The organism is Methylobacterium sp. BE186 (assembly GCF_031457035.1).
Lineage (GTDB): Bacteria > Pseudomonadota > Alphaproteobacteria > Rhizobiales > Beijerinckiaceae > Methylobacterium > Methylobacterium segetis.
In genome coordinates, this window is record NZ_JAVDVV010000003.1 from 322142 (window position 1) to 343626 (window position 21485).

The following is a 21485-nucleotide window of genomic DNA, read 5'->3' on the forward strand; positions in this document are numbered from 1 at the left end:
TACGTGGTCTGGTTAGAGCGAATAGTGAGTAGGGAGTAGCGAAGAGAGCGGAAACCCTGTTCGCTATTCGCTACCCTCTATTCGCTCACTTCTTCTTCCCGAACGGGAACCCGCCGAGGCCGGGAAGACCCGGCACCTTCGGCCCGCCGAGCCCCGGAAGGCTCGGCATCTTTCCGCCGCCCATTCCGGGCGGCATCGGCGGCAGCTTGCCGCCGAACTGCTTCTCGATCTGCGCGATCTGTTCCGGCGTCGGCTCGGGCATGCCCGGGGGCATGCCGCCCGGCATCCCGCCGCCGCCGAGGCCGAACATGTTGCCCAGAGCCTGCCCGATTCCCCGCTTGCCCGAGCCCATCGCCTTCATCATGTCGGCCATGGTCCGGTGCATCTTGAGGAGCTTGTTGATCTCCTCGACCTTCACGCCGGCGCCGGCGGCGATGCGCTTCTTGCGGGAGTTCTTGAGGAGATCGGGGTTCTTGCGCTCCTGCGGCGTCATCGAGGAGATGATCGCCCGCTGGCGCCTGAACATCTTCTCGTCGAGATTCGCGCCCTCGACCTGCTTCTTGATCTGGCCCATGCCCGGCAGCATGCCCATCAGGCCGCCGATGCCGCCCATCTTCTCCATCTGGCCGAGCTGCATCGACAAGTCCTCGAGATCGAACTTGCCCTTGCGCATCTTCTCGGCGGTGCGCATCGCCTGCTCGGCGTCGATCGTCTCCGCCGCCTTCTCGACCAGGGAGACGATGTCGCCCATGCCGAGGATGCGGTTGGCCACGCGCGCCGGGTGAAACTCCTCCAGCGCGTCGACCTTCTCGCCGGTGCCGACGAGCTTGATCGGCTTGCCCGTGACCGCGCGCATGGAGAGCGCCGCGCCGCCGCGGGAATCGCCGTCCATGCGGGTGAGCACGATGCCGGTGACGCCGAGGCGCTGGTCGAAGGCGCGGGCGGTGTTGACCGCGTCCTGGCCGGTCAGCGCATCGGCGACGAGGAGCACCTCGTGGGGCCGCGTCGCCGCCTTCACCTCGGCGGCCTCGGCCATCAGGGCCTCGTCGACCGTGGTGCGGCCGGCGGTGTCGAGCATGACCACGTCGAAGCCGCCGAGGCGGGCCGCGTCCATGGCGCGCTTGGCGATCTGCACCGCGGACTGGCCGGCGACGATCGGCAGGCTCTCGACGCCGACCTGACCCGCCAGCACGGCGAGCTGCTCCATGGCGGCCGGGCGCCGGGTGTCGAGGGAGGCGAGCAGGACGCGGCGGCGCTCGCGCTCGGTCAGGCGGCGGGCGATCTTGGCGGTGGTGGTCGTCTTGCCGGAGCCCTGGAGGCCCACCATCAGGATGGCGACGGGGGCGGGGGCGTTGAGGTCGATCACCTCGGCCTGATCGCCCAGCATCGCCACGAGCTCGTCGTTGACGATCTTGACGACCATCTGGCCGGGCGTGATCGACTTGAGAACGGTGGCGCCCACCGCCTTCTCGCGCACCCGGTCGGTGAAGCCGCGCACCACCTCCAGCGCCACATCGGCCTCGAGCAGCGCGCGGCGCACCTCCCGCATGGCGGCGGTGACGTCGGCCTCGGTCAGCGCGCCGCGGCGCGTCAGCCCCGAGAGAATGCCGGAGAGGCGATCGGACAGGCCTTCGAACATGGTCAGGCGATTCCGTGGGTCACTGGTGAAGGCCCGCCTTCTCGACGCGGCGCGCCTGCAGGGCGGCCTCGAAGCTCTGAAGCGCGCGGGCGAACCGGTCTCGGCACTCGGGATCGCAGAACCCGACGACGGCACCGTTGTAGAGCGTCAGCGAATCCGCCGCGATCGGCTTGCCGGACCACGGGCAGGTCTCGTTGATCGCATCCTCGATGCGAAGGGGCGTCTCGCGTGCTGGCGTCATGGCTTGGCACACCGGGGCAGGACGCGCTTCTTCCAACACGGAACACGCCCGAGGGCGCGGACGCGCTGTCGGGCGTTGACCTCCGGCCTCTCGGGCCGGTCGGCGTTCAGGTTGACGTCCATGCGTCGGATCGGGAGCGCGGGCCTTAGGCGGGCGTGGCCGAAATGTCAAATTCCCGGTTCGGCCCCGGAAGGCTCCGTTAAGCTTTACGGTTCATTAAGCATGATCTGGTCGGATGGACCTGAGATCGCAAGGACGCCCGCAGATGTCGGAACCCGCCCGTCAGTACCCGTCGCACGAGAGCGGCCGCCCGGCTCCCGGCCCCTTGCGCGACTGGCTCGCCGCGATGAAGGCCCACACCCCCCCGGTGCCGGAGCGGCCCGCGACGGTGCGGCAAGAGGCGCCCCGCGCAGCCGAGCCGCAGCAGAGCTGGGCCCCGCGCCTCGTTCCCGGCAACGCGGCGCAGGCCGAGCGCGCGCCGGCCGGACCGGCCCGCGCCGGAATGGGCACGGCGGACGGCGAGGACATGTCGGAGCTGATGGCCGAGAACCTGATGCTCAAGGCCAAGCTGCGGATCGAGCAGGACCGCTACGCCGAGCTTCAGGCCATGCTGGCCCAGGAGATCCGCGACCTGCGCAAACACGTGCAGGACGAGATGAGCGCGCTGGAGAGCGTGCGCGAGGAGCGCGACCTCTGGCAGGCGCGGGCCGAGGCCCTGGCCCAGCCGCTGTTCCAGAAGCGCTGAGACCCGCCGCAGGCACCCGGAATGCCGAAGGGCCGCCCCAAGGGGCGGCCCTTCCATTGCCGAACCGCGGTCCGGCCGAAACTGTCTCGCGTCCCTGACGCTTTACGCGAAAGCGCCGGAGGCGACGGTCCAGGTCCGGAGAGCCGACGACCGCGGCTGATGACAATGAGACACTGGATCACCTCCTTTCGTTAGTTGCGGGAAGCCCAAGGTAGGAAACCGCACGCCGGATGGGAAGGGGCTTGGCTGCGCCCTCTCGCCGCTGCCCTCCCGGCGCTGGCCAGCATCGGCGGGGCGCATTAAGGAGGGCGGCCCCTCTTCCGGTCCGTCGCGGCGGCCGGAAGCTCGAAGCTCGCGGTCCCCCCGTGTCGAACGCCCCCATCCCGACCCTGCGCCCGGCGCTCCCTTCGGACGAGGCCGCCCTCGATCCCGATGCCATGCGCCAGCCTCTGCCGGACGCGTGGTACTGCGTCGGCCGCGCCGACGCGCTCAAGGGCGGCAAGCTCCGCTCGGTCCCCCTCAACGGCGAGCTGATCGTGATGGGCCGGGACGCGTCGGGCGCACCCTTCGCCCTGCGCGACCGCTGCCCGCACCGGGGCATGGCGCTCTCGAAGGGGCGCTTCGACGGCGACGCGCTCACCTGCCCGTTCCACGGCTGGCGCTTCGGCACGGACGGGCGCTGCCGGGACGTGCCGACCCTCTCGGCCTCGGACGCGGCCGATTTCTCGCGCATCGCGGTGCAGCGCTTCCCCGTCCGCGAGAGCGCCGGCTTCGTCTGGGTCAATCCCCATCTCGGCCCCGCAGGCGTCGACCTGCCCGCTCCGCCCGAGCTCGATTTCGAGCCCGCGGGCTGCGTCGTGGTGGCGCTCGAAGTCGAGGCGTCCTTCGACCTCACGACGCTCAGCCTCGTCGATCCCGGGCACGTCGCCTTCGTGCACGATTCCTGGTGGTTCCGGCCCTCGAAGGAGCTGCGCGAGAAGGTGAAGTCCTTCCGGCCGACGCCGCACGGCTTCACGATGACGAGCCACGCCACCACCAAGAGTTCGCCCGTCTACCGGCTGCTCGGCGGCGTGCCCGATGTCGAGATCGAGTTCCGGCTGCCGGGGGTTCGCCTGGAGCGGATCCGGGCCGGGCGCAAGCGGGTGGCGAACTACACCTTCGCGACGCCGCTGACCGGAAACCGGACCCTGCTGACGAACGCCCTCTATTTCAGCGTGCCGGCCCTCAAGCCCCTGCAGCCCCTCGCCAAGCTCCTGATGCGCCAGTTCCTGACCCAGGACCAGCAGGTGCTCCAACACGCGCAGGCGGGCCTCGACCGCAAGCCCACCATGGTCCTGTTCGGGCAGGGGGACCTGCCCTCGCAATGGTATTTCCGCCTCAAGCGCGAGGCGTTGCAGGCCGCCCGCGAGGCCCGGGCCTTCGCCAACCCCCTGCAGCCGCAGGAGCTGCGCTGGCGCTCCTGACGGGCATCGGCTGCGGCACGGAGGCGTGACGCCTTGACGGGCTCACCGGCCCCGCCATCTCCCCGCCGATGAAACGGCGAAGCCTCCTCGCGGCCGCCAGCGCCGCCACCGTGATGACGCTCGGCGGCGTCGGCTACGCCGCGCACCGGCGCGGCCGCAACCCGTATTACCGGGGGCCGACGAGCGACCATTTCGACGGCGTCCGCTTCCACAGCCCGGATCAGGCCGGCGACAAGGACCTCGCCGACATCATCCGCTGGCAGCTCGCCCGCCAGGGAGAGGCGTGGCCGAAGAGCTTCCCGAGCCCCTTTCCGGCCGACAAGCCGCCGGAGCGCTCGGACGCCTTGCGCGTGGTGCTGATCGGGCACGCCAGCTACCTGTTCCAGGTGGCCGGGCGGAACATCCTGGTCGATCCGGTCTACGCCAAGCGCGCGAGTCCGGTCGGGTTCGCCGGTCCGAAGAGGGTCAACCCGCCCGGCATCGCCTTCGGCGACCTGCCGCCGATCGATGCGGTCTTGATCACCCACAACCATTACGACCATCTCGACGGGCCGACCGTCGCGCGGCTCTGGCAGGCACATCAGCCCCTGGTCGTGGCGCCGCTCGGCAACGACGCGATCCTGCGCTCCTACGACGAGACCCTGCATGTCGAGCCCCGGGACTGGGGCGAGAGCGTCGATCTCGGCGGCGGGCTCGCGATCCATCTCGTGCCGGCCAACCACTGGTCGGCCCGCGGCCTCAACGACCGGCGCATGGCGCTCTGGTGCGCCTTCGTGATCACGGGGCCCCAGGGCGTCCACTACCATGTCGGCGACAGCGGCCTCGGCGACGGGTCGATCTTCCGCTCCGTGCGCGAACGCTTCGGGCCGCCGCGCCTCGCCACCCTGCCGATCGGCGCCTATGAGCCGCGCTGGTTCATGCAGCCCCAGCACATGAACCCGCAGGATGCGGTCGAGGCCGCGGGCCTGCTCGGCGTGGAGCAGGCGCTCGGCCACCATTGGGGCACGTTCCGCCTCACCGACGAGGGCGTCGAGAGACCGGCCGAGGCGCTCGCCAGCGCGCTCGCGGCCGCGGGGCGCCCGGCCGACAGCTTCCTGGCGCTCCGCCCCGGGCAGGTCTGGACACCCTGAGCGCAGGATCGTCGGCGCGAAATCGTACGGCGCGAAACGAGGTGCTAAGACACGCGTGGCAAGATGATCGCTCCCGTCACGGCACATGCCGACCGTCCGAGCGATTTCCATGCATAGGTTTAGCAGCCTCACGACCAAGATCATCCTCCTAGCCGGAGGTGCGATCGTCTTGACGGTCGGGATTCTGCTCGCGGCAGCGAGCCACCAGATCTGGTCGCAGATCGAGGAGAAGCAGCGCGCCGAGGCCGAAACCCATATCCGGACGCTCGCCCTCGTTTTCGCCGGCAAGGTCCCGGGCGCGACGGCCGGCCTCGACGGCGCGCGGCTCGCGCGGGTCACCACGCCCGATCTCGGCGCTCTCGGCGACCTGTCGATCGTCGACGACGTGACGGCCTATCTCGGCGGGAACGCCACGGTCTTCGCCCGCGAGCCCGGGGCCGAGCGCTTCGTGCGCCGCATCACCAACGTGAAGAAGGAGAACGGCGAGCGCGCCGTGGGCACGGCGCTCGCGGACGACCACCCGGCCCAGGCCGCGATCCGGGCCGGCAGGGCCTATTCGGGCAGCGTCGTGCTGTTCGGGCGGCCGTTCTACACCGTCTACCACCCGACCTTCGACAGGGCCGGCAACGTCAGCGGCATCCTCTACATCGGCATCCCGCTGGAGCGGTACTACGCCGATTACGGCGCGACGATGTGGATGATGGGCTTCGTCAGCCTCGCCGCGGCCATCCTGGCCTGCCTCGTCATCGTCCCCGTCGCCGTGCGGATGTTCCGCCCCCTCAACGAGATCGCCGCGCGCACGACGCGGCTCGCGGAGGGCGACCTCGACGCACCGATCCCCTCGCAGGCGCGCCGCGACGAGATCGGCGCCGTCGCCCGCGCCCTCGGGTCGCTGCGCGACACGAGCCGGCGGGCCCGCAGCCTCGAGAGCGACCAGCGCACGGCGAGCGAGGGCGAGCGGCACCGCCGCGTGCTCCTCGACGGGGAGGTCGAGCGCTTCCGGGTCCGGGTCCAGCAATCGGTGGCGACCTTCAATGCCCGCACCGGCGAGATGCGCGAGCGCGCCGCCGCGATGAGCGCGGTCTCCGCCGAGGCCAACCGGGCGATCGAGGGCGCCTCGTCCGGCTCGCGGGAGACCTCCGCCAACGTGCAGACGGTGGCGAGCGCCGCCGAGGAGCTGGCGGCCTCGATCTCCGAGATCCAGGGCCGGATCGGCCGGGCGAGGGGCGAGGTCGAGGGCGCGCTCGGCGAGGCCGAGGCGATGAACGCGCAGGTGGGCGACCTCGCGGCCTCGGCCCAGCGCATCGGCGACGTGGTCGGCCTGATCCGGGCGGTGGCCGAGCAGACGAACCTGCTCGCGCTCAACGCGACGATCGAGGCGGCCCGGGCCGGCGAGGCGGGGCGCGGCTTCGCGGTCGTGGCGGCCGAGGTGAAGGAGCTCGCCGGGCAGACGGCGCGGGCCACCGACGAGATCGCGGCCCAGATCGCGCGGGTGCAGGGCGCGACCGGCGTCGCGGTCGACGCGATCGGCCGGATGACGGGCCGGATGGGCTCGATCAGCGCCACCACCGCCGACATCTCGGAGGCGGTCGCCGCGCAGGGGGCGGCCACGGAGGAGATTTCCCGCAACGTCGGCGAGACCGCACAGACGAGCGTCGCGATCGCCCGCGACCTCGGCACGGTGGCGAGCGCGGCCCAGCGCACCACCGAGATGGCGGCGACCGTCGAATCCGCCGCCTCGTCGGTCGAGGACGTGGCAGCCGGCCTCGAGGCGGAGATCGCGCGCTTCCTCGGCGCCGTCGCGGCGTGATCGCGATCATCCCCGCAAGCGCCATGAAAAAGGCCCCGCCGATCGGCGGGGCCTTCGTCTTTTCAAGGGGTTGGCCCCGCCATCCTCAGGCGAGGATGTCCCGGTCCTTGGTCTCGGGGATGAAGATCAGGCCGATCACGAACGTGAAGAGCGCGATCACGATCGGGTACCAGAGGCCGTAATAGATGTCGCCGGTCTGGGCCACCATCGCGAAGGCGGTGGCGGGCAGGAGGCCGCCGAACCAGCCGTTGCCGATATGGTAGGGCAGCGACATCGAGGTGTAGCGGATGCGCGTCGGGAAGAGCTCCACGAGCGCCGCCGCGATCGGCCCGTAGACCATCGTCACGTAGAAGACGAGGATCGTCAGGATGCCGATCACCATCAGCTTCTGGCCCGTGAACACGTCGACCGGGTTCGCGGCCTTGATCACGGTCGGGTTGTTGGTCGCCGAGGGATAGCCCGCCTCGGTGAGCGCGGCGGGGACTGCCTTGGCGAAGTTCGGATCCGCCACGGGGAAGTCCTTGCCGTTGACGCTCACCACCGTCGGCGTGCCCGCGGGCTGCGGCTCGGTGCTGTAGCTCACGGCGGAGCGGGCGAGCAGCGCCTTGGCGATGTCGCACTCCTTGGTGAACTTGGCCGTGCCGACCGGATTGAACTGGAACGAGCAATCGGCCGGGTTCGTCTTCACCACCACCGGCACGTTCGACTGCGCCGCGAAGAGCGCCGGGTTGGCGTTCGCGGTGAGCTGGTGGAACAGCGGGAAGTAGGTGAGCGCCGCGATCAGGCAGCCGCCGAGGATGATCGGCTTGCGGCCGATCCTGTCGGAGAGGGCCCCGAAGAACAGGAACCCGCCGGTGGCCAGGATCAGCGACCACGCGATCATCACGTTGGCCGTGAACTGGTCGACCTTCAGGATGCTCTGCAGGAAGAACAGCGCGTAGAACTGGCCCGTGTACCAGACGACGGCCTGGCCGGCGGTGAGGCCGAGCAGCGCCAGCAGCGCCCACTTGGCATTCTTCCACTGGCCGAACGCCTCGGAGAGCGGCGCCTTCGAGTGCGTGCCCTCGGCCTTCATCTTCTGGAAGGCGGGGCTCTCGTTCATCTGGAGCCGGATCCAGACCGAGATGGCCAGGAGCGCGACCGAGACGAGGAACGGGATGCGCCAGCCCCAGACCTGGAAGGCGGTGAGGGTCGTCGTGGTGCCGTCCGCGTTCGTCACCACGGTCGGCGCGTAGGCGTTGTTCACGTAGCCCTGCGTCGAGAGGATGATGATGAGCGAGAGCAGCAGACCGAGCGTCGCCGTCGTCTGGATGAAGGCGGTGTAGAAGCCGCGGCGCCCGCGCGGAGCGTGCTCGGCCACGTAGACGGCCGCGCCGCCGTACTCGCCGCCCAGCGCGAGGCCCTGGAGCATGCGCAGAGCCAGCAGCGTGACGGGGGCGATCCAGCCGACGCCGTAGCTGTTGAGCGTGGCGTAGGAGGGCAGCAGGCCGACGCAGAAGGTCGAGATGCCCATGATCAGGATCGTGACGAGGAAGGTGTACTTGCGGCCGACCATGTCGCCGAGGCGGCCGAAGACGAGGGCGCCGAAGGGGCGCACGAGGAAGCCCGCCGCGAAGGCGAGGAGCGCGAAGATGTTGCGCGTCGCTTCCGGATAGGCGGAGAAGAACTGCGCGCCTATGATCGCGGCGAGCGAGCCGTACAGGTAGAAGTCGTACCACTCGAAGACGGTGCCGAGGGAGGAGGCCAAGATGACCTTCTTCTCCCCGGCGCTCATCGGTCTTGCCGCCTCGTCCGCCCGCGGCACTGCGGTTCCCACAGCCATCTCGGCCCCTCCATCCATGATTACTTCGGAACCCGCCTTCCCGGCGGCCCGGATTTGGGACGGCTCGAGACCGCCCATTGCGCTGCACAGGGTCGGCCGATTGCTCAACTGAAGCCAGCAGCCGATCGTCCGCCCTTCGCAGACGATAGCGCAAGCCACAGCGTCGCCCAATAGATGAACGGATCGAAAGGATTACCGATCGCGGCTTAGCAACAAGGATTGCGCCGACCTGTAACCGGTCTCAACAGGGCTGCCCAAGAAGAAGGGCGTGGCTCACGGCCACGCCCCCTGGTTTAATCCCGGTCTCAATACACAGCCCTTGTCCCGGCCTGGCGGGCCGGGATGGACCTCAATGCGCGTGCGCGAGGGACGCGCCGATGCCGGTCTCCGAGCGCACGTACTGGGCGTCGAAGGCCGCCCGCTCGCGCCGGGCGCGGGCGGTGTTGTCGACCTTCGAGACGAGCCAGATCGTGACGAAGGCAAGCGGCATCGAGAACAGGGCCGGGTTGGCGTAGGGGAAGAGCGCGGCCGGCTGGCCGAAGGTCTTCACCCAGACCGCGTCCGACAGGACCACCATCACCACCGCCGCGACGAGCCCGACGAGACCGCCGATGAGCGCGCCCCAGGTCGTGGTTCCGCGCCAGAGGATCGACATGGCGAGTACGGGGAAGTTGCAGCTCGCCGCCACCGAGAAGGCGAGACCGACCATGAAGGCGACGTTCTGGTTCTCGAAGATGTAGCCGAGCACGATCGCCACGATGCCGATGGCCACCGCCGAGATCTTCGAGAGGTTGACCTCGTGCTTCTCGGTGGTGCGCCCGCGGGCGATGACCTGCGCGTAGAGGTCGTGGCTGACGGCCGAGGCGCCGGCGAGCGTCAGGCCCGCCACCACCGCGAGGATGGTCGCGAAGGCCACCGCGGAGATGAAGCCGAGGAAGTACGGGCCGCCGACCGCGTTGGCGAGGTTGACGGCGACCATGTTGGTGCCGCCGATCATGTCCTTGAGCTTGTCGAAGGAGCCGCCCGCACCGAGCTTGAAGTAGCTCGGGTCCGACATCAGCAGGGCGATGCCGCCGAAGCCGATGATGAAGGTCAGGATGTAGAAGTAGCCGATCAGGCCCGTGGCGTAGAAGACCGACTTGCGGGCGGCCTGCGCGTCCGAGACCGTGAAGAAGCGCATCAGGATGTGCGGCAGGCCGGCGGTGCCGAACATCAGGCCGACGCCGAGCGAGATCGAGTCGATCGGGTTCGTGACGAGGCCGCCGGGCGCCATGATGGCGTCGCCCTTCGGATGCGTCTGCACCGCCGCCGCGAACAGGGTCTCGGGGTTGAAGCCGTACTTGTAGAGCACGGCGCCCGCCATGAAGGTCGCGCCGCCGAGGAGTAGGCAGGCCTTGATCACCTGCACCCAGGTCGTCGCCTTCATGCCGCCGAAGGCGACGTAGATGATCATCAGAGCGCCGACGATCACCACCGCGTAGAGGTAGGGCAGACCGAACAGGAGCTGGATCAGCTTACCCGCGCCGACCATCTGGGCGATCAGGTAGAAGGCCACGACGACGAGCGTCCCGGTCGCCGAGATGAGGCGGATCGCGGTCTGGTCGAGGCGGAAGCTCGCCACGTCCGCGAAGGTGAACTTGCCGAGGTTGCGCAGGCGTTCCGCGATCAGGAACAGCACGATCGGCCAGCCGACGAGGAAGCCCGTCGAGTAGATCAGCCCGTCGAAGCCCGAGGTGTAGACGAGGCCGGAGATGCCGAGGAACGAGGCGGCCGACATGTAGTCGCCGGCGATCGCCAGCGAGTTGGTGCCCGCCGAGATGCCGCCGCCAGCCGCGTAGAAATCCGCGGCCGACTTGGTGCCCTTGGCGGCCTTGTAGGTGATGCCCAGCGTGAACAGCACGAAGAACAGGAACATGCCGATGGCCGGCCAGTTCGTCGCCTGCTGCTGGACGGCGCCGAGATCGGGGCCGGCCGCGCGCGCGGCGGTGGCGGCGAGCGCGAGGGGGGCCGTGAGGAGGAGCGTGGGGAGGCGGGTCATCGGCCGAGGCTCCGCGTGAGCTCGGCGGTCAGGGCGTCGTAGCGGCCGTTGGCGCGCACGACGTAGATGCCGGTGAGGATGAAGGCGAAGACGATGACGCCGACGCCGAGGAACAGGCCGAGCGACGCGGTGCTGCCGCCGACCTTGGTGGCGAGCAGCGCCTTGTCGAAGGCGATGAGGCCGATGAAGCCGAAATAGACCACCAGCATCAGCCCGGTCAGGATCCAGCCGAAGCGCGTGCGCTCGTGGACGAGGGTCTGGAAGGTCGGGTTGCGGATGATCCGTTCGAACTGGGGATCGCTCTCGACGGCCGGCCCCCCCGGATCGCGGGCGAGACGGGGGTCTGCGCCCCCCTGCGCATAGGATGTCGTCATAGGATTTCCTCCGCCGGATGTCGGGCCTCTGACGGGCCTCTCCGCGTCCGGGCACTGATCGTGGGGAAGGACGGCGCTCCCGCGAAACGCCCGGGCAGGGGGCGCCGCCCCGCCGCCGCCGGGGGCGGAGGGGCTCTCTCGCGAGAGGTGACTGGTGGAGGCGGAGCCCGGCGGGCCGCCGGCTCAGCGGGTCCGGTTCTGCCGGTTCTCGATGAGGTCGTCCACGACCGCCGGCTCGGCCAGCGTCGAGGTGTCCCCGAGGGAGGAGAACTCGTCCTCGGCGATCTTGCGCAGGATGCGGCGCATGATCTTGCCGGAGCGGGTCTTGGGCAGGCCGGGGGCGAACTGGATCAAGTCCGGCGAGGCGATCGGGCCGATATCCTTGCGGACCCAGGCCACGAGTTCCTTGCGCAGGGCGTCGTCCCCGTCCTCGCCCTCGTTGAGAGTCACGTAGGCGTAGATGCCCTGGCCCTTCAGGTTGTGGGGGTAGCCCACCACCGCGGCCTCGGCGACCTTCGGGTGCGCCACGAGGGAGGATTCGACCTCCGCCGTGCCCATGCGGTGGCCCGAGACGTTGATGACGTCGTCGACGCGGCCCGTGATCCAGTAATAGCCGTCGGAATCGCGCCGCGCCCCGTCGCCCGTGAAGTAGTTGCCGGGATAGGTCGAGAAGTAGGTCTGCTCGAAGCGCTCATGGTCGCCGTAGACCGTGCGCATCTGGCCGGGCCAGGAATCCTTGATGCAGAGGTTGCCCTCGCAGGCCCCGTCGAGGACCTTGCCCTCCGCATCCACCATGATCGGCTGCACGCCGAAGAAGGGTCGCGTCGCCGAGCCGGGCTTCAGGTTCGTGGCGCCCGGCAGCGGCGTGATCAGGATGCCGCCGGTCTCGGTCTGCCACCACGTGTCGACGATCGGGCAACGGCTGTCGCCGACCACGCGGTAGTACCATTCCCAGGCTTCCGGGTTGATCGGCTCGCCGACGGAGCCCAGCACCCGAAGGGTCTCGCGGGAGGTCTTCTTCACCGGCCCCTCGCCGCCGCCCATCAGGGAGCGGATCGCGGTCGGCGCGGTGTAGAAGATGTTGACCTTGTGCTTGTCGATCACCTCCCAGAAGCGGGAATTCGACGGGTAGGTCGGGATGCCCTCGAACATCAGCGTCGTCGCGCCGTTGGCGAGCGGCCCGTACAGGATGTAGCTGTGGCCGGTGACCCAGCCGACATCGGCCGTGCACCAGTAGACGTCACCCTCGCGGTAATCGAACACGTACTGGTGCGTCATCGAGGCGTAGACGAGATAGCCGCCCGTGGTGTGCACCACGCCCTTCGGCTGGCCGGTCGAGCCCGAGGTATAGAGGATGAAGAGCGGGTGCTCGGCCTCGACGGCCTCGGCCGGACACTCGTCCGTCACCTGCTCGGCGGCCTCGTGGTAGTAGACGTCGCGGCCCGGCTCCATCGGGATGTTGGAGCCCGTGCGGCGCACCACGATGACGTGATCGACGACGTCCGTGCCGAGGCGCTGGATCGCGGCGTCGACATTGGCCTTGAGCGGCACCTTGCGGCCGCCGCGCAGGCCCTCGTCCGCAGTGATCACGACCTTCGAGGCGCAGCCCTCGATGCGGCCGGCCAGCGAATCCGGCGAGAAGCCGCCGAACACCACCGAGTGGATCGCGCCGAGCCGGGCGCAGGCCAGCATCGCGTAGGCTGCCTCGGGGATCATCGGCAGGTAGATCGTGACCCGGTCGCCCTTCTCCACGCCCCGGTTGCGCAGCACGTTCGCCATCCGGCAGACCTGCGCGTGCAGCTCGCGGTAGGTGATGTGCTTCGACTCGTTCGGGTCGTCGCCCTCCCAGATGATGGCGGTCTGGTCGCCCCGGGTGGCGAGGTGCCGGTCGATGCAATTGTGCGCGACGTTGGTGGTGCCGTCCTCGAACCACCGGATCGAGATGTCGCCCGGCTGGAAGCTCGTGTTCTTCACGCGCGTGAAGGGCTTCATCCAGTCGATGTGCCTGCCGTGCTCGCCCCAGAACGCGTCCGGATCCTCGACCGACGCCTTGTACATCGCGAGGTACTTGGCATTGTCGACATGGGCGCCCTCGCGCCAGCTGTCACGGACCTCGACCAGCTTCTCGTCCATCGCGTCTCTTCCCTGAATGGTGCCCGATCGTATCGCGGATCTCGCCGCGCAGTCGGGACTTCCAAGACTTTTCTTAATGCTCGACAGGAACCTGCCGCAAGCGCTCAACCAACCCGAACAATAGGTTGGACACAATTCAACTCTGCTTGGAGGCGCCGTTCGGGACTGTCAAGCGGTGCCAAAGTCGGATGGCAGGCCCGCTGAGGGCGCCTGTGGGTCCGTTTCGGCCCCTGCGCGGGGCCGGCACGAAGGTGGATAACGCCGAGCGGCCCGCCAAGGCTCCGCTCGCCTGTTGGGCCGCCACGGTGACAACGGGCCTCGATTGTCGCTCGCCGGCACCGCACACCGATCCCCGCGGGCTTCGTCAGGCGCGGGGCAGCGGGACGCGATCTCCTCCCGGCTCAGGCGCTCATCGCGGCGCGGGCGGGAAACAGTATCTCGACCAGCGTCCCCTCATCCTTGCGGCTCGTGATCTGGAAGCGGCCGCGGTTCGCCTCTACCAGCGCCTTCGTCAGGGGCAGGCCGAGGCCGGTGCCGCCGCCCTTGCGCGGGACCGCGATCGCGGCGGTTCGGAACGGCTCCAGGGCCGAGGCAATCTCCTCGGCGCTCATGCCGATGCCGGTGTCGCGCACCCGCAGGGCGATCTCGCCGCGCTCGGCGATCGTCGTGGACACGATGACCTGCCCGCCGGCCTCCGTGAACCGGATCGCGTTGGCGATGACGTTGAGCGCCGCCTGGCGCATCGAGCGCTCGTCGGCCACCAGCGTTGTCAGATCCGCCGAGAAGCTCGTACGCACGACGATGCGGTCGCGCGCGGCCTGCGGCTGCAGCAGGGCCACGCAGCTCGAGACGAGGTCGTTGAGCGGCACCGGCCCGAAGGCGAGGTCGAGGCGCCCGGCCTCGATCTTGGCGAGGTCGACGAGATCGTTGACGAGGCCGAGCACGTGCTCGCCGGAGGCGTGGATGTCGCGCAGATAGTCGCGATAGCGCTCGGGCACGGGGCCGAACTGCTCATTGAGCATCACGTCGGCGAAACCGAGGATGCCGTTCATCGGCGTGCGGATCTCGTGGCTCACCTTGGCGAGGAAGTTCGCCTTCCAGGCCTCGGCCGCCTCGGCCTGCGCGACGGCCCGATCGGCGGCCGCCGCAAGGCGCCGGGTCTCGCTGAGATCCCGCAGGATCGCGAGGCGGCTCCCATCGGGCGAGGGCGGCCCGAGCCGGAGCGCGAGCGGGATCGCGCCCGCCCGGCCGCGGGCCGTCACCTCGCGGGCGGCCGGGGCGGGGCCGTGCAGCGCGGCGCGCAGGGCGATGGCGCTCTCGGGCGTGAACAGGGCGAGCAGCGCCTGCCCGGGCAGGGCGGCGGCGTCGCGCCCGAGCAGGTCCGCCGCGGCCCGGTTGAGGGCGACGACGCGGTGCTCGGCGTCGAGGGCGAGGATCCCGTCCTCGATCGCGTCGAGGGCGCGCTCGAGGACCGACTGGCCGCGCGGGGCCGGCGGCATCGGGGCCGGCACGGGCAGATCGGCGGGGCGGGGGTCGACGACGAGGATTTCGGCCGCATGCCCCCCCCAGCGGGTCTCGCCGCGGGCGACCGCGACGGGCCGGACGCCGTCCTCGCGGGTGATCAGGCGGTCGTTGCCGCCGCCCTCCGTCCCGTCGTGGCGCAGGATCAGGCGTGCGAGGCCGCCCGCCGCCTGGAACGCGGCGAGATCGGCAAAGCCCGCGAGGTCGAGGAAGGCTCGGTTCGCGTAGAGGAGGGTATCGTCGCGCCGGATCAGGATCGCCGCGGGCAGATCGTCGAGGAGGGGCGGCGCCTCGCCCGGCCCGGCCTCCGCCAGCCGGTTCTCGGCAAGCCGTCCCACGGGGAAGGGCATGACGGCCGCGCCCTGCTGCGGGTAATCGGGATCGGGCGCCGCTTCGTCGCCGGCAAAGCGCGCGCCGAGGGCCCGCGCGATCTCCCGAAAGGCCGCGTGCTCGGAGACCGACAGGAGGGTCGCATCGCCGAGGGCGGGAACATCCGCCGCGGGAGCCGGCCCGCCCTCGTCCGCTCCGAGGGAGACCGGGATCGCGCCCACCTCGGCCCGGCCGGACGTGGGCTCCGGGTCCGCTTGCGCAGGGGATCCGGCCGCCGCCCGCACGAGGCCGAAGCCGCCGTATCCGGTGAAAGGGTGCCCGTTGCGGCCGAGGGGCGCCCCGGAGATCTCGACGCCGATCGGCTCGACCGCCTCTCCGAGCGCGATCCCGGCGGGAACGCCGCGAAAGGTGCGCCGCTCCGCGAGCGCGGCGAGGAGCGGCTCGCCCTCGCGCAGGACGCCGTCCCGCGCGAGGGCGGACCAGGATCGCCCGAGGAGGAGGGGCGCGAGGGCCGCCTCCGGGCCACCCGAAACCTGCGTGATCAGATCGGAACCGTCGCTGCGCCAGACGAAGCGGTCGCCCGGCCGCGGCCGCGCGGCAGGCTCCGCCGAACGGGTGACTTCGTCGGGGGCGACGCTGACGGCTTCGGCCTCGGCCACGGGCAGCGGAACGTCCGGCCGGGGCTCTCGGCGGCGCGCGGCCGGGAGCGACTCCATCGGGACGAGGAGGAGCGCGGCCTCGCCGTTGGCGAGGCGGCCCCGCGCCAGGAGGCAGGGGACCGGCGGGGCGATCCCGCGGGGATCGAGGCGCAGCCGCACGAGGCGCGACCCCTCGGCGGGCAGCGCGGCCCGGAGGATCTGGCCGGGAAGGCCGAGGCGGGAGGCGGCGGCGCCCGCCGGATCGAACAGGCCGGCCGCCCAGGGCCGCGCCGGCGCCGACGCCTCGAGGAGATGCGCGCCCTCCGCGTCGAGGATCGCGAAGGCGCGACCCGGATCGGCGAGGAGGGCGGCGAGGCGCGGCTCCCGCGCCCAGGAATCCAGGGCGGGAGCGACCGGATCGTTCGCGAGGCTTTTGTCCGGTGCGGACCCGTCTTCGGTCATGCGGACCTGTCTGGCTCGAAAAATCTGCGTTACCGCGCTCAATTTCGTACGCTGAACTGCCCCGGGATGGTGGACACTTCAAGCGCGCGTCACACGTTTACCTCATGTCAACCTTAATGGTCCCGCTCCGCTCGCCGGGTGCCATGGGGACGCCAAAGGTGCTATTGTGCAGTGCACAATGCAGAATCACTGATTCGGAGAGGAGACGACCATGAGCAACACGCCCAATTACGAGGTGCCCACCGAGATGCGCGACTTCGCCGAGAAGAGCGTGGATCAGGCCCGCAAGGCCTTCGACAGCTTCATCGGCGCCGCGCGGCGCACAGCCGATACGGTGCAGGGCTCGACCGAGACCGCCCGCACCAACGCCAAGGACATCTCGTCCCGCGGCTTCGAGTTCGCCGAGCAGAACGTCAACGCGGCCTTCGATCTCGCCCAGAAGATCGTCCGCTCGCGCGACATCCAGGAGGCGATGCAGCATCAGGCCGAGTTCGTCCGCAGCCAGTTCGCCGCGATCCAGGCGCAGGCCAAGGAGTTCGGCGGCCTCGCCCAGAGCGCGATGCAGGAGAGCGCCGAGAAAGCCAAGGCCGCGATGCAGGAGGGCGCCGACCATGCCCGCCGGGCCATGGAGCAGGGCGCCGAGGCTGCCCAGCAGACCTCGCGGGATGCCGAGGCCGCCACCCGCAAGGCGACGTCCTGACATAGCCGCCGCGCGGGCGAGCGGCCCGCGCCACGCGTCCTCGACGGCCCGTCCCGCCCCGCGGGGCGGGCCGTCTCGCTTTTGCCCGCATTGCGGGGGAGGGGGCATCACGCCGCCTCAGCGGGGCCGGCCCATCCGGAGAGAAGGACAGAACCGCCATGCGACCCGCCCAACGCCTCGGCCTCGCCGCCGGCCTGATCGCCGGCCTCCTCGGAGCGCAGATCGCCGAGGCCCAGTATGACGACGGCTACGGCCCGCCGCCGCCCCGGCGTCCCTACCGCGAGGAGCGCCTGTCCGGCCCCGGCCCGCGCGGCGGCCCCGTGGGCTACAATTGCGACGCGGTCCAGCAGGGCTTGAGCGGCCCGCAGCCCTATTCCTGCCCGCTCCCGGGCCCGCGGCCGCTCGGCGCGCGCTGCTTCTGCGACATGCCGATCGCCTCGTTCAGCACGCCGCAGACAGCCGTCGGCCGCGTCGCACCCTGAGACAGAGGGTCGAAGACGCGAAAAGGCCGCGCCATCAACGGGATGGCGCGGCCTTCTCAAGTCTCGTCCGAGCAGCCTCCTGAGAGGCCGTCGTCTCGGATCCTTAATTCAGGACAACGACTTTCGCGCCGACCTTCACGCGATCGTAGAGGTCCGTGACGTCCTCGTTCGTCATGCGGATGCAACCCGAGGACACCGCTTGGCCGATCGTGTCCGGCTCGTTCGAGCCGTGGATGCGGTACTCGGTGTTGCCGATGTACATGGCGCGGGCGCCGAGCGGGTTCTCGATGCCGCCGGCCATGTAGCGCGGCAGGTCGGGACGGCGGGCCAGCATCGCGGCGGGGGGCGTCCAGGACGGCCACTCGCGCTTGGCGGTGATCGTCTTCGTGCCCGACCACGTGAAGCCCGGACGGCCGACGCCGACGCCGTAGCGGATCGCCTCGCCGTTCGGCATCACGAGGTAGAGCCGGCGCTCGCTCGTGGAGACGACGATGGTGCCGGGCTTGTAGGCGCCGCTGAAGGCGACGATCTCGCGCGGGATCGGCTGCACCTGCGCCTGCGGCGCGGCCTGCACGCCCTGCCCGTAGCCAGGCTGCCCGTAGGCGTAGCCGGGCTGGGCCTGCTGCGCCGGCTGGCGCCGGTAGCCGCCGAACACGTCGGACTGCTCGGCGTAGTAATCGTCCGCGTCGCTCCCGTAGGGATCGTACGAGGAAAACGCCGCGGCCGGGCCGGTGGCAAGAACACAGACGCCGAGGAGTCCCGCGAAAGCGCTGGCGAGGGTCTTCATGGTGGAGCCTACCTGTGCAGTAACCTTTGCTATACAAGCGCAAGCGTTGCCGTGGGTTCCAACCAGCGGTGAAGATTTTGTACCCAAGGCGCGGTCTTAATCCTCGCGGCGCCTTTTTCTGGCGTGACCTGTGCGGTGGCGCACCCCGAAGGGTGTAGGCCCCTACCCCTTCGGTAGGGGCGTTCACTCGGCCGGGCAGGGCAGGCGCGCGGCGAGATCCGACCCGGCTCCCGCATCCCTCTCTCCGGAGGGCAGGCCGTCGGACTCGGCCACATCGACCTCGACGCTCATGCCGAGATCGTCGTCCGCGCAGCCGAAATAGGTGCCGTGGAGCGGGATGGCCTGCCGCGGGTCGCGGGCCACGGCGACGCGGATGAGATCGCGGCCGCCGACGATGCCGTTCGTCGGGTCGAACTCAATCCAGCCGGCGCCGGGCAGGTAGACCTGCAGCCAGGCATGGGTCGAGCCGCCGCCGACATGCCCCTCCCAATTGCCGCGCGGCGTGTAGAGGTATCCGGAGACGAAGCGGGCGGCCATGCCGAGGGCGCGCACGCCTTCCATCATCAGGAGCGCGAAGTCGCGGCAACTGCCGCGCCGCGTCCGCAGCGTCGTCACCGGGTCCTGCACGCCCTTCTCCGGGCGGGCGCTGTAGGTGAAGTCCCGGCGCACGCCGCGGGTCATCGCCGCGAGGAGGTCCTGCGTCGGCACGCGGCCCTCGGCCGGGATGAAGCTGCGGGCCCAGGCATCGATCTCGTGGTGCGGATCGGGGTAGTGGCGCTCGATGGAGCGGATCAGGTCGGGCATGTCCTCGGCGCCGTAGCCGAAGGGGTAATGCGTGGCATGCGGCGCCAGCGGGAAGACGGGCGCGTGCTCCGGCGCGTGCGCGAGCGTGATGCCGCAGGTGAAGCGCAGCGTCGCCGCTTCTTGCGCGAAAGTCGCCACCGCGACGCAATTGCCGAAGACGTCGAACATCCAGCGCAGGCTTCTCGGCTCCGGCTCGATGTCGAGGCTGACCTCGATCAGCCGCTGGTCGTAGCTGTCGCGGGGCCGGAACAGGATCCGATGCTCACCGAAGGCGACGGGGCGCCGGTAGCGGTAGGTCGTGACGTGGCGGACGGACAGGATCGGCAAAGCGTGACGGCTCCGCGCGGGCCGCGCGGGCCGCGCTTCTGCGATGCAAGAGGTGCGCCCAGGCCGAGCTTGCGTGCGGATCGCGACCGGCGGCCGTTCCCGCGGCGGCTCCGCTTCAGGTCACGGGCGGGGGCGGAGCGTTCGAGGCGCGCTCAGCCTCGACGAGGACGTCGAGGGGCCGCCAGGGCTTCGGGATGAAGACGGCGTGGTCGGGCACGTCGGGGCGGGAAACCGCCCGGCCGGAGGTGATGACGAGGCGCGCCCGCGGCCACAGGGTCGAGACGGCGCGGGCGAGTTGCAGCCCGTCCATCTCGCCCGCGAGGCGCACGTCGGCGAAGACGAGAGCCACCTCCCCGCCGCGAGCCTGCAGGACGGCGAGGGCGGCCTCTGCGCTGTCGCAGCCGACGACGCTGAGCTCGGTTTCCTCCAAGAGCGTCTCCGCGAGCGCCCGGATCTCCGGCTCATCCTCCACCACGAGCGCGAGGCGTGTGCCCCCGGCGCCGGGATGGGAGGAGGCGGCTTCGCGCTCCTGATCCGCGTCCGTTTCGGATTGGCGTACCCGGCGCACCAGAACGGCGAGGTGCTCCGGCACGCCCTCGGCGACCAGGGTGTCGTAGAAGGAGGCGAGGGTCTGGCCGATCTGATCGAGGGGGATCCCGGGCGTCAGGGTCTCGACGGGCCGCCGCGGACGGCTCCCGCTCACCGATGCCTGATGCTTCACTCTCGTCACGCCCGATCCCCCGCTCTGTTCGCCGCGGCTTTGCGCGGTCGCGCGGCCTCCCGTGGGGAAAGTCGGGAATCGGCCGCGAGTTGCGAAACAATACCGAATCGGCAGCCGAACAGGGGCCGCCCGGTGCGCAACCGGTCACTCGGCGGCGGTGTCCGCGTAGGCCATGACGCCGGAGACGGCGCGGACATCGCGATAGCGCTCGCCGCGGCTGCTCATCATCGCCTCGAACTTCTCGTGCACCTGCGCCACCGAGAGGCTGACGGGCTTGCGGCGGCGGCCGGAGCCGGAGGCGAAGAAGATCGAGCGGTTCGCCCGGGCCGGGCCCGGCAGGAGCTTGGCGGCCGCGGCCTTGGGCTTGTCGACGACGTTGGCCAGGAACTCCTCGGCATCGTCCGGGCCGAGGAAGTGGGCGAGGTACACCTCGCCCAGCGAGAGTTCGCGGCCGATCCGCAGGCTGATGCGGGCGGCGTCGCGCTTCAGCATCTCGCCGGCCATCAGGGCGGAGAGATAGGGGTCGCGGCGCAGTTCGAGGATGCGGGCGCGCTCGGCCGGGTCGGTCACGGAGGGCCGGTCGTTGCCGTCCTGAACGACGAGGCCGGCTTCCTGGGCGAGACCGTATTTGGCGCCGAAATCGCGGACCACGCCGAGCCAGGTACGCTCGATGAACTGGTAGAGGCCGGTGGCCGAGGAGGTCTTGGCCTGGACCGCCGTGATGAAGCTCGATTCCTTGTCGGCAACCGCCATCAGCAGCACCGGGTCCGTCTGCACGGATTGGGCCGCGCGCACGATCTTCTGGACGAGGTGGCGGCGGATCTTCATGGGCCCGAATTCGAGGATGTCGTTCGGGTCGCCGACGGCGCTCTCGGAGAGCAGGTAATCGTAGGAGACGCGGTCGACCGCGTTCGAGCCGAGCTCGGTGTCGAGATCGTGGACGGGGGCGAAAGCGGCGGACGCGGTGAGCACGGTCGGCGGCGGATCGAGGATCGGCACCGCGCTCGTCTGGACGCGGGGGCGCGGCATCACGAGTTCGGTCGCGGCCTGGGCCGAGGGCAGGGCCTGCTGCAGGCCGATCTTGGCCAGCTCCGTGCCCGAACCGAACAGCACCGCCGAGATGCCGCCCGCAAAGAGTGCGACGGTGAGGACGGAGCGGGTGAGGGCGGGGCGGCTACCGTGGTCGCGGGCGACCTGCGGGCTCAGGGTGAGGGCATCGGATGGGGCGGCGGGGCCCGTGCCGAAACGGGGCTTCGGGGAGGTGGTTCGTGGCGATCCGACCGTGCGACCCCGCATCTGTGCGACTCAGTCCCTCTGC

17 protein-coding genes are annotated in these 21485 nt (G+C 70.5%); 6 read left to right on the top strand and 11 right to left on the bottom strand.

What is annotated here, in order from left to right; translation table 11 throughout:
• Positions 1-85: 85 nt before the first annotated feature.
• Together ffh and J2X36_RS05635 are read right to left on the bottom strand one after the other, a co-directional pair.
• The gene (ffh, locus tag J2X36_RS05630; RefSeq protein ID WP_310347155.1) at positions 86-1639 is read right to left on the bottom strand and encodes a signal recognition particle protein; all 1554 of its coding nucleotides are present in this window, start codon (positions 1637-1639) and stop codon (positions 86-88) included.
• A gap of 19 nt (positions 1640-1658) precedes the next feature.
• On the bottom strand, positions 1659-1880 hold the full coding sequence (locus tag J2X36_RS05635) for a glutathione S-transferase (RefSeq protein WP_132250691.1): 222 nt from the start codon (positions 1878-1880) through the stop codon (positions 1659-1661).
• Positions 1881-2145: 265 nt separating this feature from the next.
• Here J2X36_RS05635 and J2X36_RS05640 point away from each other — a divergent pair, with 265 nt between their 5' ends.
• From J2X36_RS05640 to J2X36_RS05655, 4 genes are all read left to right on the top strand, one after another.
• On the top strand, positions 2146-2625 hold the full coding sequence (locus tag J2X36_RS05640) for a hypothetical protein (RefSeq protein WP_132250693.1): 480 nt from the start codon (positions 2146-2148) through the stop codon (positions 2623-2625).
• Positions 2626-3062: 437 nt separating this feature from the next.
• Positions 3063-4088 carry an aromatic ring-hydroxylating dioxygenase subunit alpha gene (locus tag J2X36_RS05645; RefSeq protein WP_310347207.1) on the top strand — a complete coding sequence of 342 codons (1026 nt, stop codon included), beginning with the start codon at positions 3063-3065 and terminating at the stop codon, positions 4086-4088.
• A gap of 68 nt (positions 4089-4156) precedes the next feature.
• Complete coding sequence (locus J2X36_RS05650) at positions 4157-5218, top strand: MBL fold metallo-hydrolase (RefSeq protein ID WP_310347156.1); 1062 nt, start codon at positions 4157-4159, stop codon at positions 5216-5218.
• A gap of 169 nt (positions 5219-5387) precedes the next feature.
• Complete coding sequence (locus J2X36_RS05655) at positions 5388-7028, top strand: methyl-accepting chemotaxis protein (protein WP_310347158.1); 1641 nt, start codon at positions 5388-5390, stop codon at positions 7026-7028.
• 85 nt (positions 7029-7113) lie between these two features.
• On the opposite strand, the gene J2X36_RS05660 is transcribed toward J2X36_RS05655, so the two are convergent.
• From J2X36_RS05660 to J2X36_RS05680, 5 genes are all read right to left on the bottom strand, one after another.
• Positions 7114-8850, bottom strand: a complete 1737-nt coding sequence (locus J2X36_RS05660; protein WP_310347160.1) for an MFS transporter — start codon at positions 8848-8850, stop codon at positions 7114-7116.
• Between the two features lie 349 nt (positions 8851-9199).
• Entirely contained in the window at positions 9200-10888 is a 1689-nt protein-coding gene (locus tag J2X36_RS05665; protein WP_310347162.1) for a cation acetate symporter, read from the bottom strand.
• Positions 10885-11262 carry a DUF485 domain-containing protein gene (locus J2X36_RS05670; protein WP_310347163.1) on the bottom strand — a complete coding sequence of 126 codons (378 nt, stop codon included), beginning with the start codon at positions 11260-11262 and terminating at the stop codon, positions 10885-10887. Before J2X36_RS05670 ends, J2X36_RS05665 begins: the two co-directional genes overlap by 4 nt.
• A gap of 183 nt (positions 11263-11445) precedes the next feature.
• Positions 11446-13395 (bottom strand): acetate--CoA ligase, encoded by a 1950-nt coding sequence (gene acs / locus J2X36_RS05675; protein WP_310347165.1) that lies wholly within the window; start codon positions 13393-13395, stop codon positions 11446-11448.
• 401 nt (positions 13396-13796) lie between these two features.
• Positions 13797-16346, bottom strand: coding sequence for an ATP-binding protein (locus tag J2X36_RS05680; protein WP_310347166.1), 2550 nt, complete (start codon positions 16344-16346; stop codon positions 13797-13799).
• Between the two features lie 211 nt (positions 16347-16557).
• On the opposite strand from J2X36_RS05680, the gene J2X36_RS05685 reads away from it, so the two are divergent.
• Together J2X36_RS05685 and J2X36_RS05690 are read left to right on the top strand one after the other, a co-directional pair.
• Positions 16558-17046, top strand: coding sequence for a phasin (locus J2X36_RS05685; protein WP_132256022.1), 489 nt, complete (start codon positions 16558-16560; stop codon positions 17044-17046).
• Positions 17047-17204: 158 nt separating this feature from the next.
• The gene (locus J2X36_RS05690) at positions 17205-17528 is read left to right on the top strand and encodes a hypothetical protein (RefSeq protein ID WP_310347167.1); all 324 of its coding nucleotides are present in this window, start codon (positions 17205-17207) and stop codon (positions 17526-17528) included.
• 103 nt (positions 17529-17631) lie between these two features.
• Here the strand turns inward: J2X36_RS05690 and J2X36_RS05695 are convergent, their stop codons facing one another.
• The 4 genes from J2X36_RS05695 to J2X36_RS05710 all read right to left on the bottom strand — a co-directional run bounded on the left by J2X36_RS05695 (position 17632) and on the right by J2X36_RS05710 (position 21463).
• Entirely contained in the window at positions 17632-18315 is a 684-nt protein-coding gene (locus J2X36_RS05695) for a L,D-transpeptidase (RefSeq protein ID WP_132256020.1), read from the bottom strand.
• Positions 18316-18498: 183 nt separating this feature from the next.
• Positions 18499-19446 carry a transglutaminase family protein gene (locus J2X36_RS05700; RefSeq protein ID WP_310347168.1) on the bottom strand — a complete coding sequence of 316 codons (948 nt, stop codon included), beginning with the start codon at positions 19444-19446 and terminating at the stop codon, positions 18499-18501.
• Positions 19447-19561: 115 nt separating this feature from the next.
• Complete coding sequence (locus J2X36_RS05705; protein WP_132256024.1) at positions 19562-20101, bottom strand: response regulator; 540 nt, start codon at positions 20099-20101, stop codon at positions 19562-19564.
• Positions 20102-20311: 210 nt separating this feature from the next.
• The gene (locus tag J2X36_RS05710) at positions 20312-21463 is read right to left on the bottom strand and encodes a transglycosylase SLT domain-containing protein (protein ID WP_310347170.1); all 1152 of its coding nucleotides are present in this window, start codon (positions 21461-21463) and stop codon (positions 20312-20314) included.
• Positions 21464-21485 lie beyond the last annotated feature (22 nt).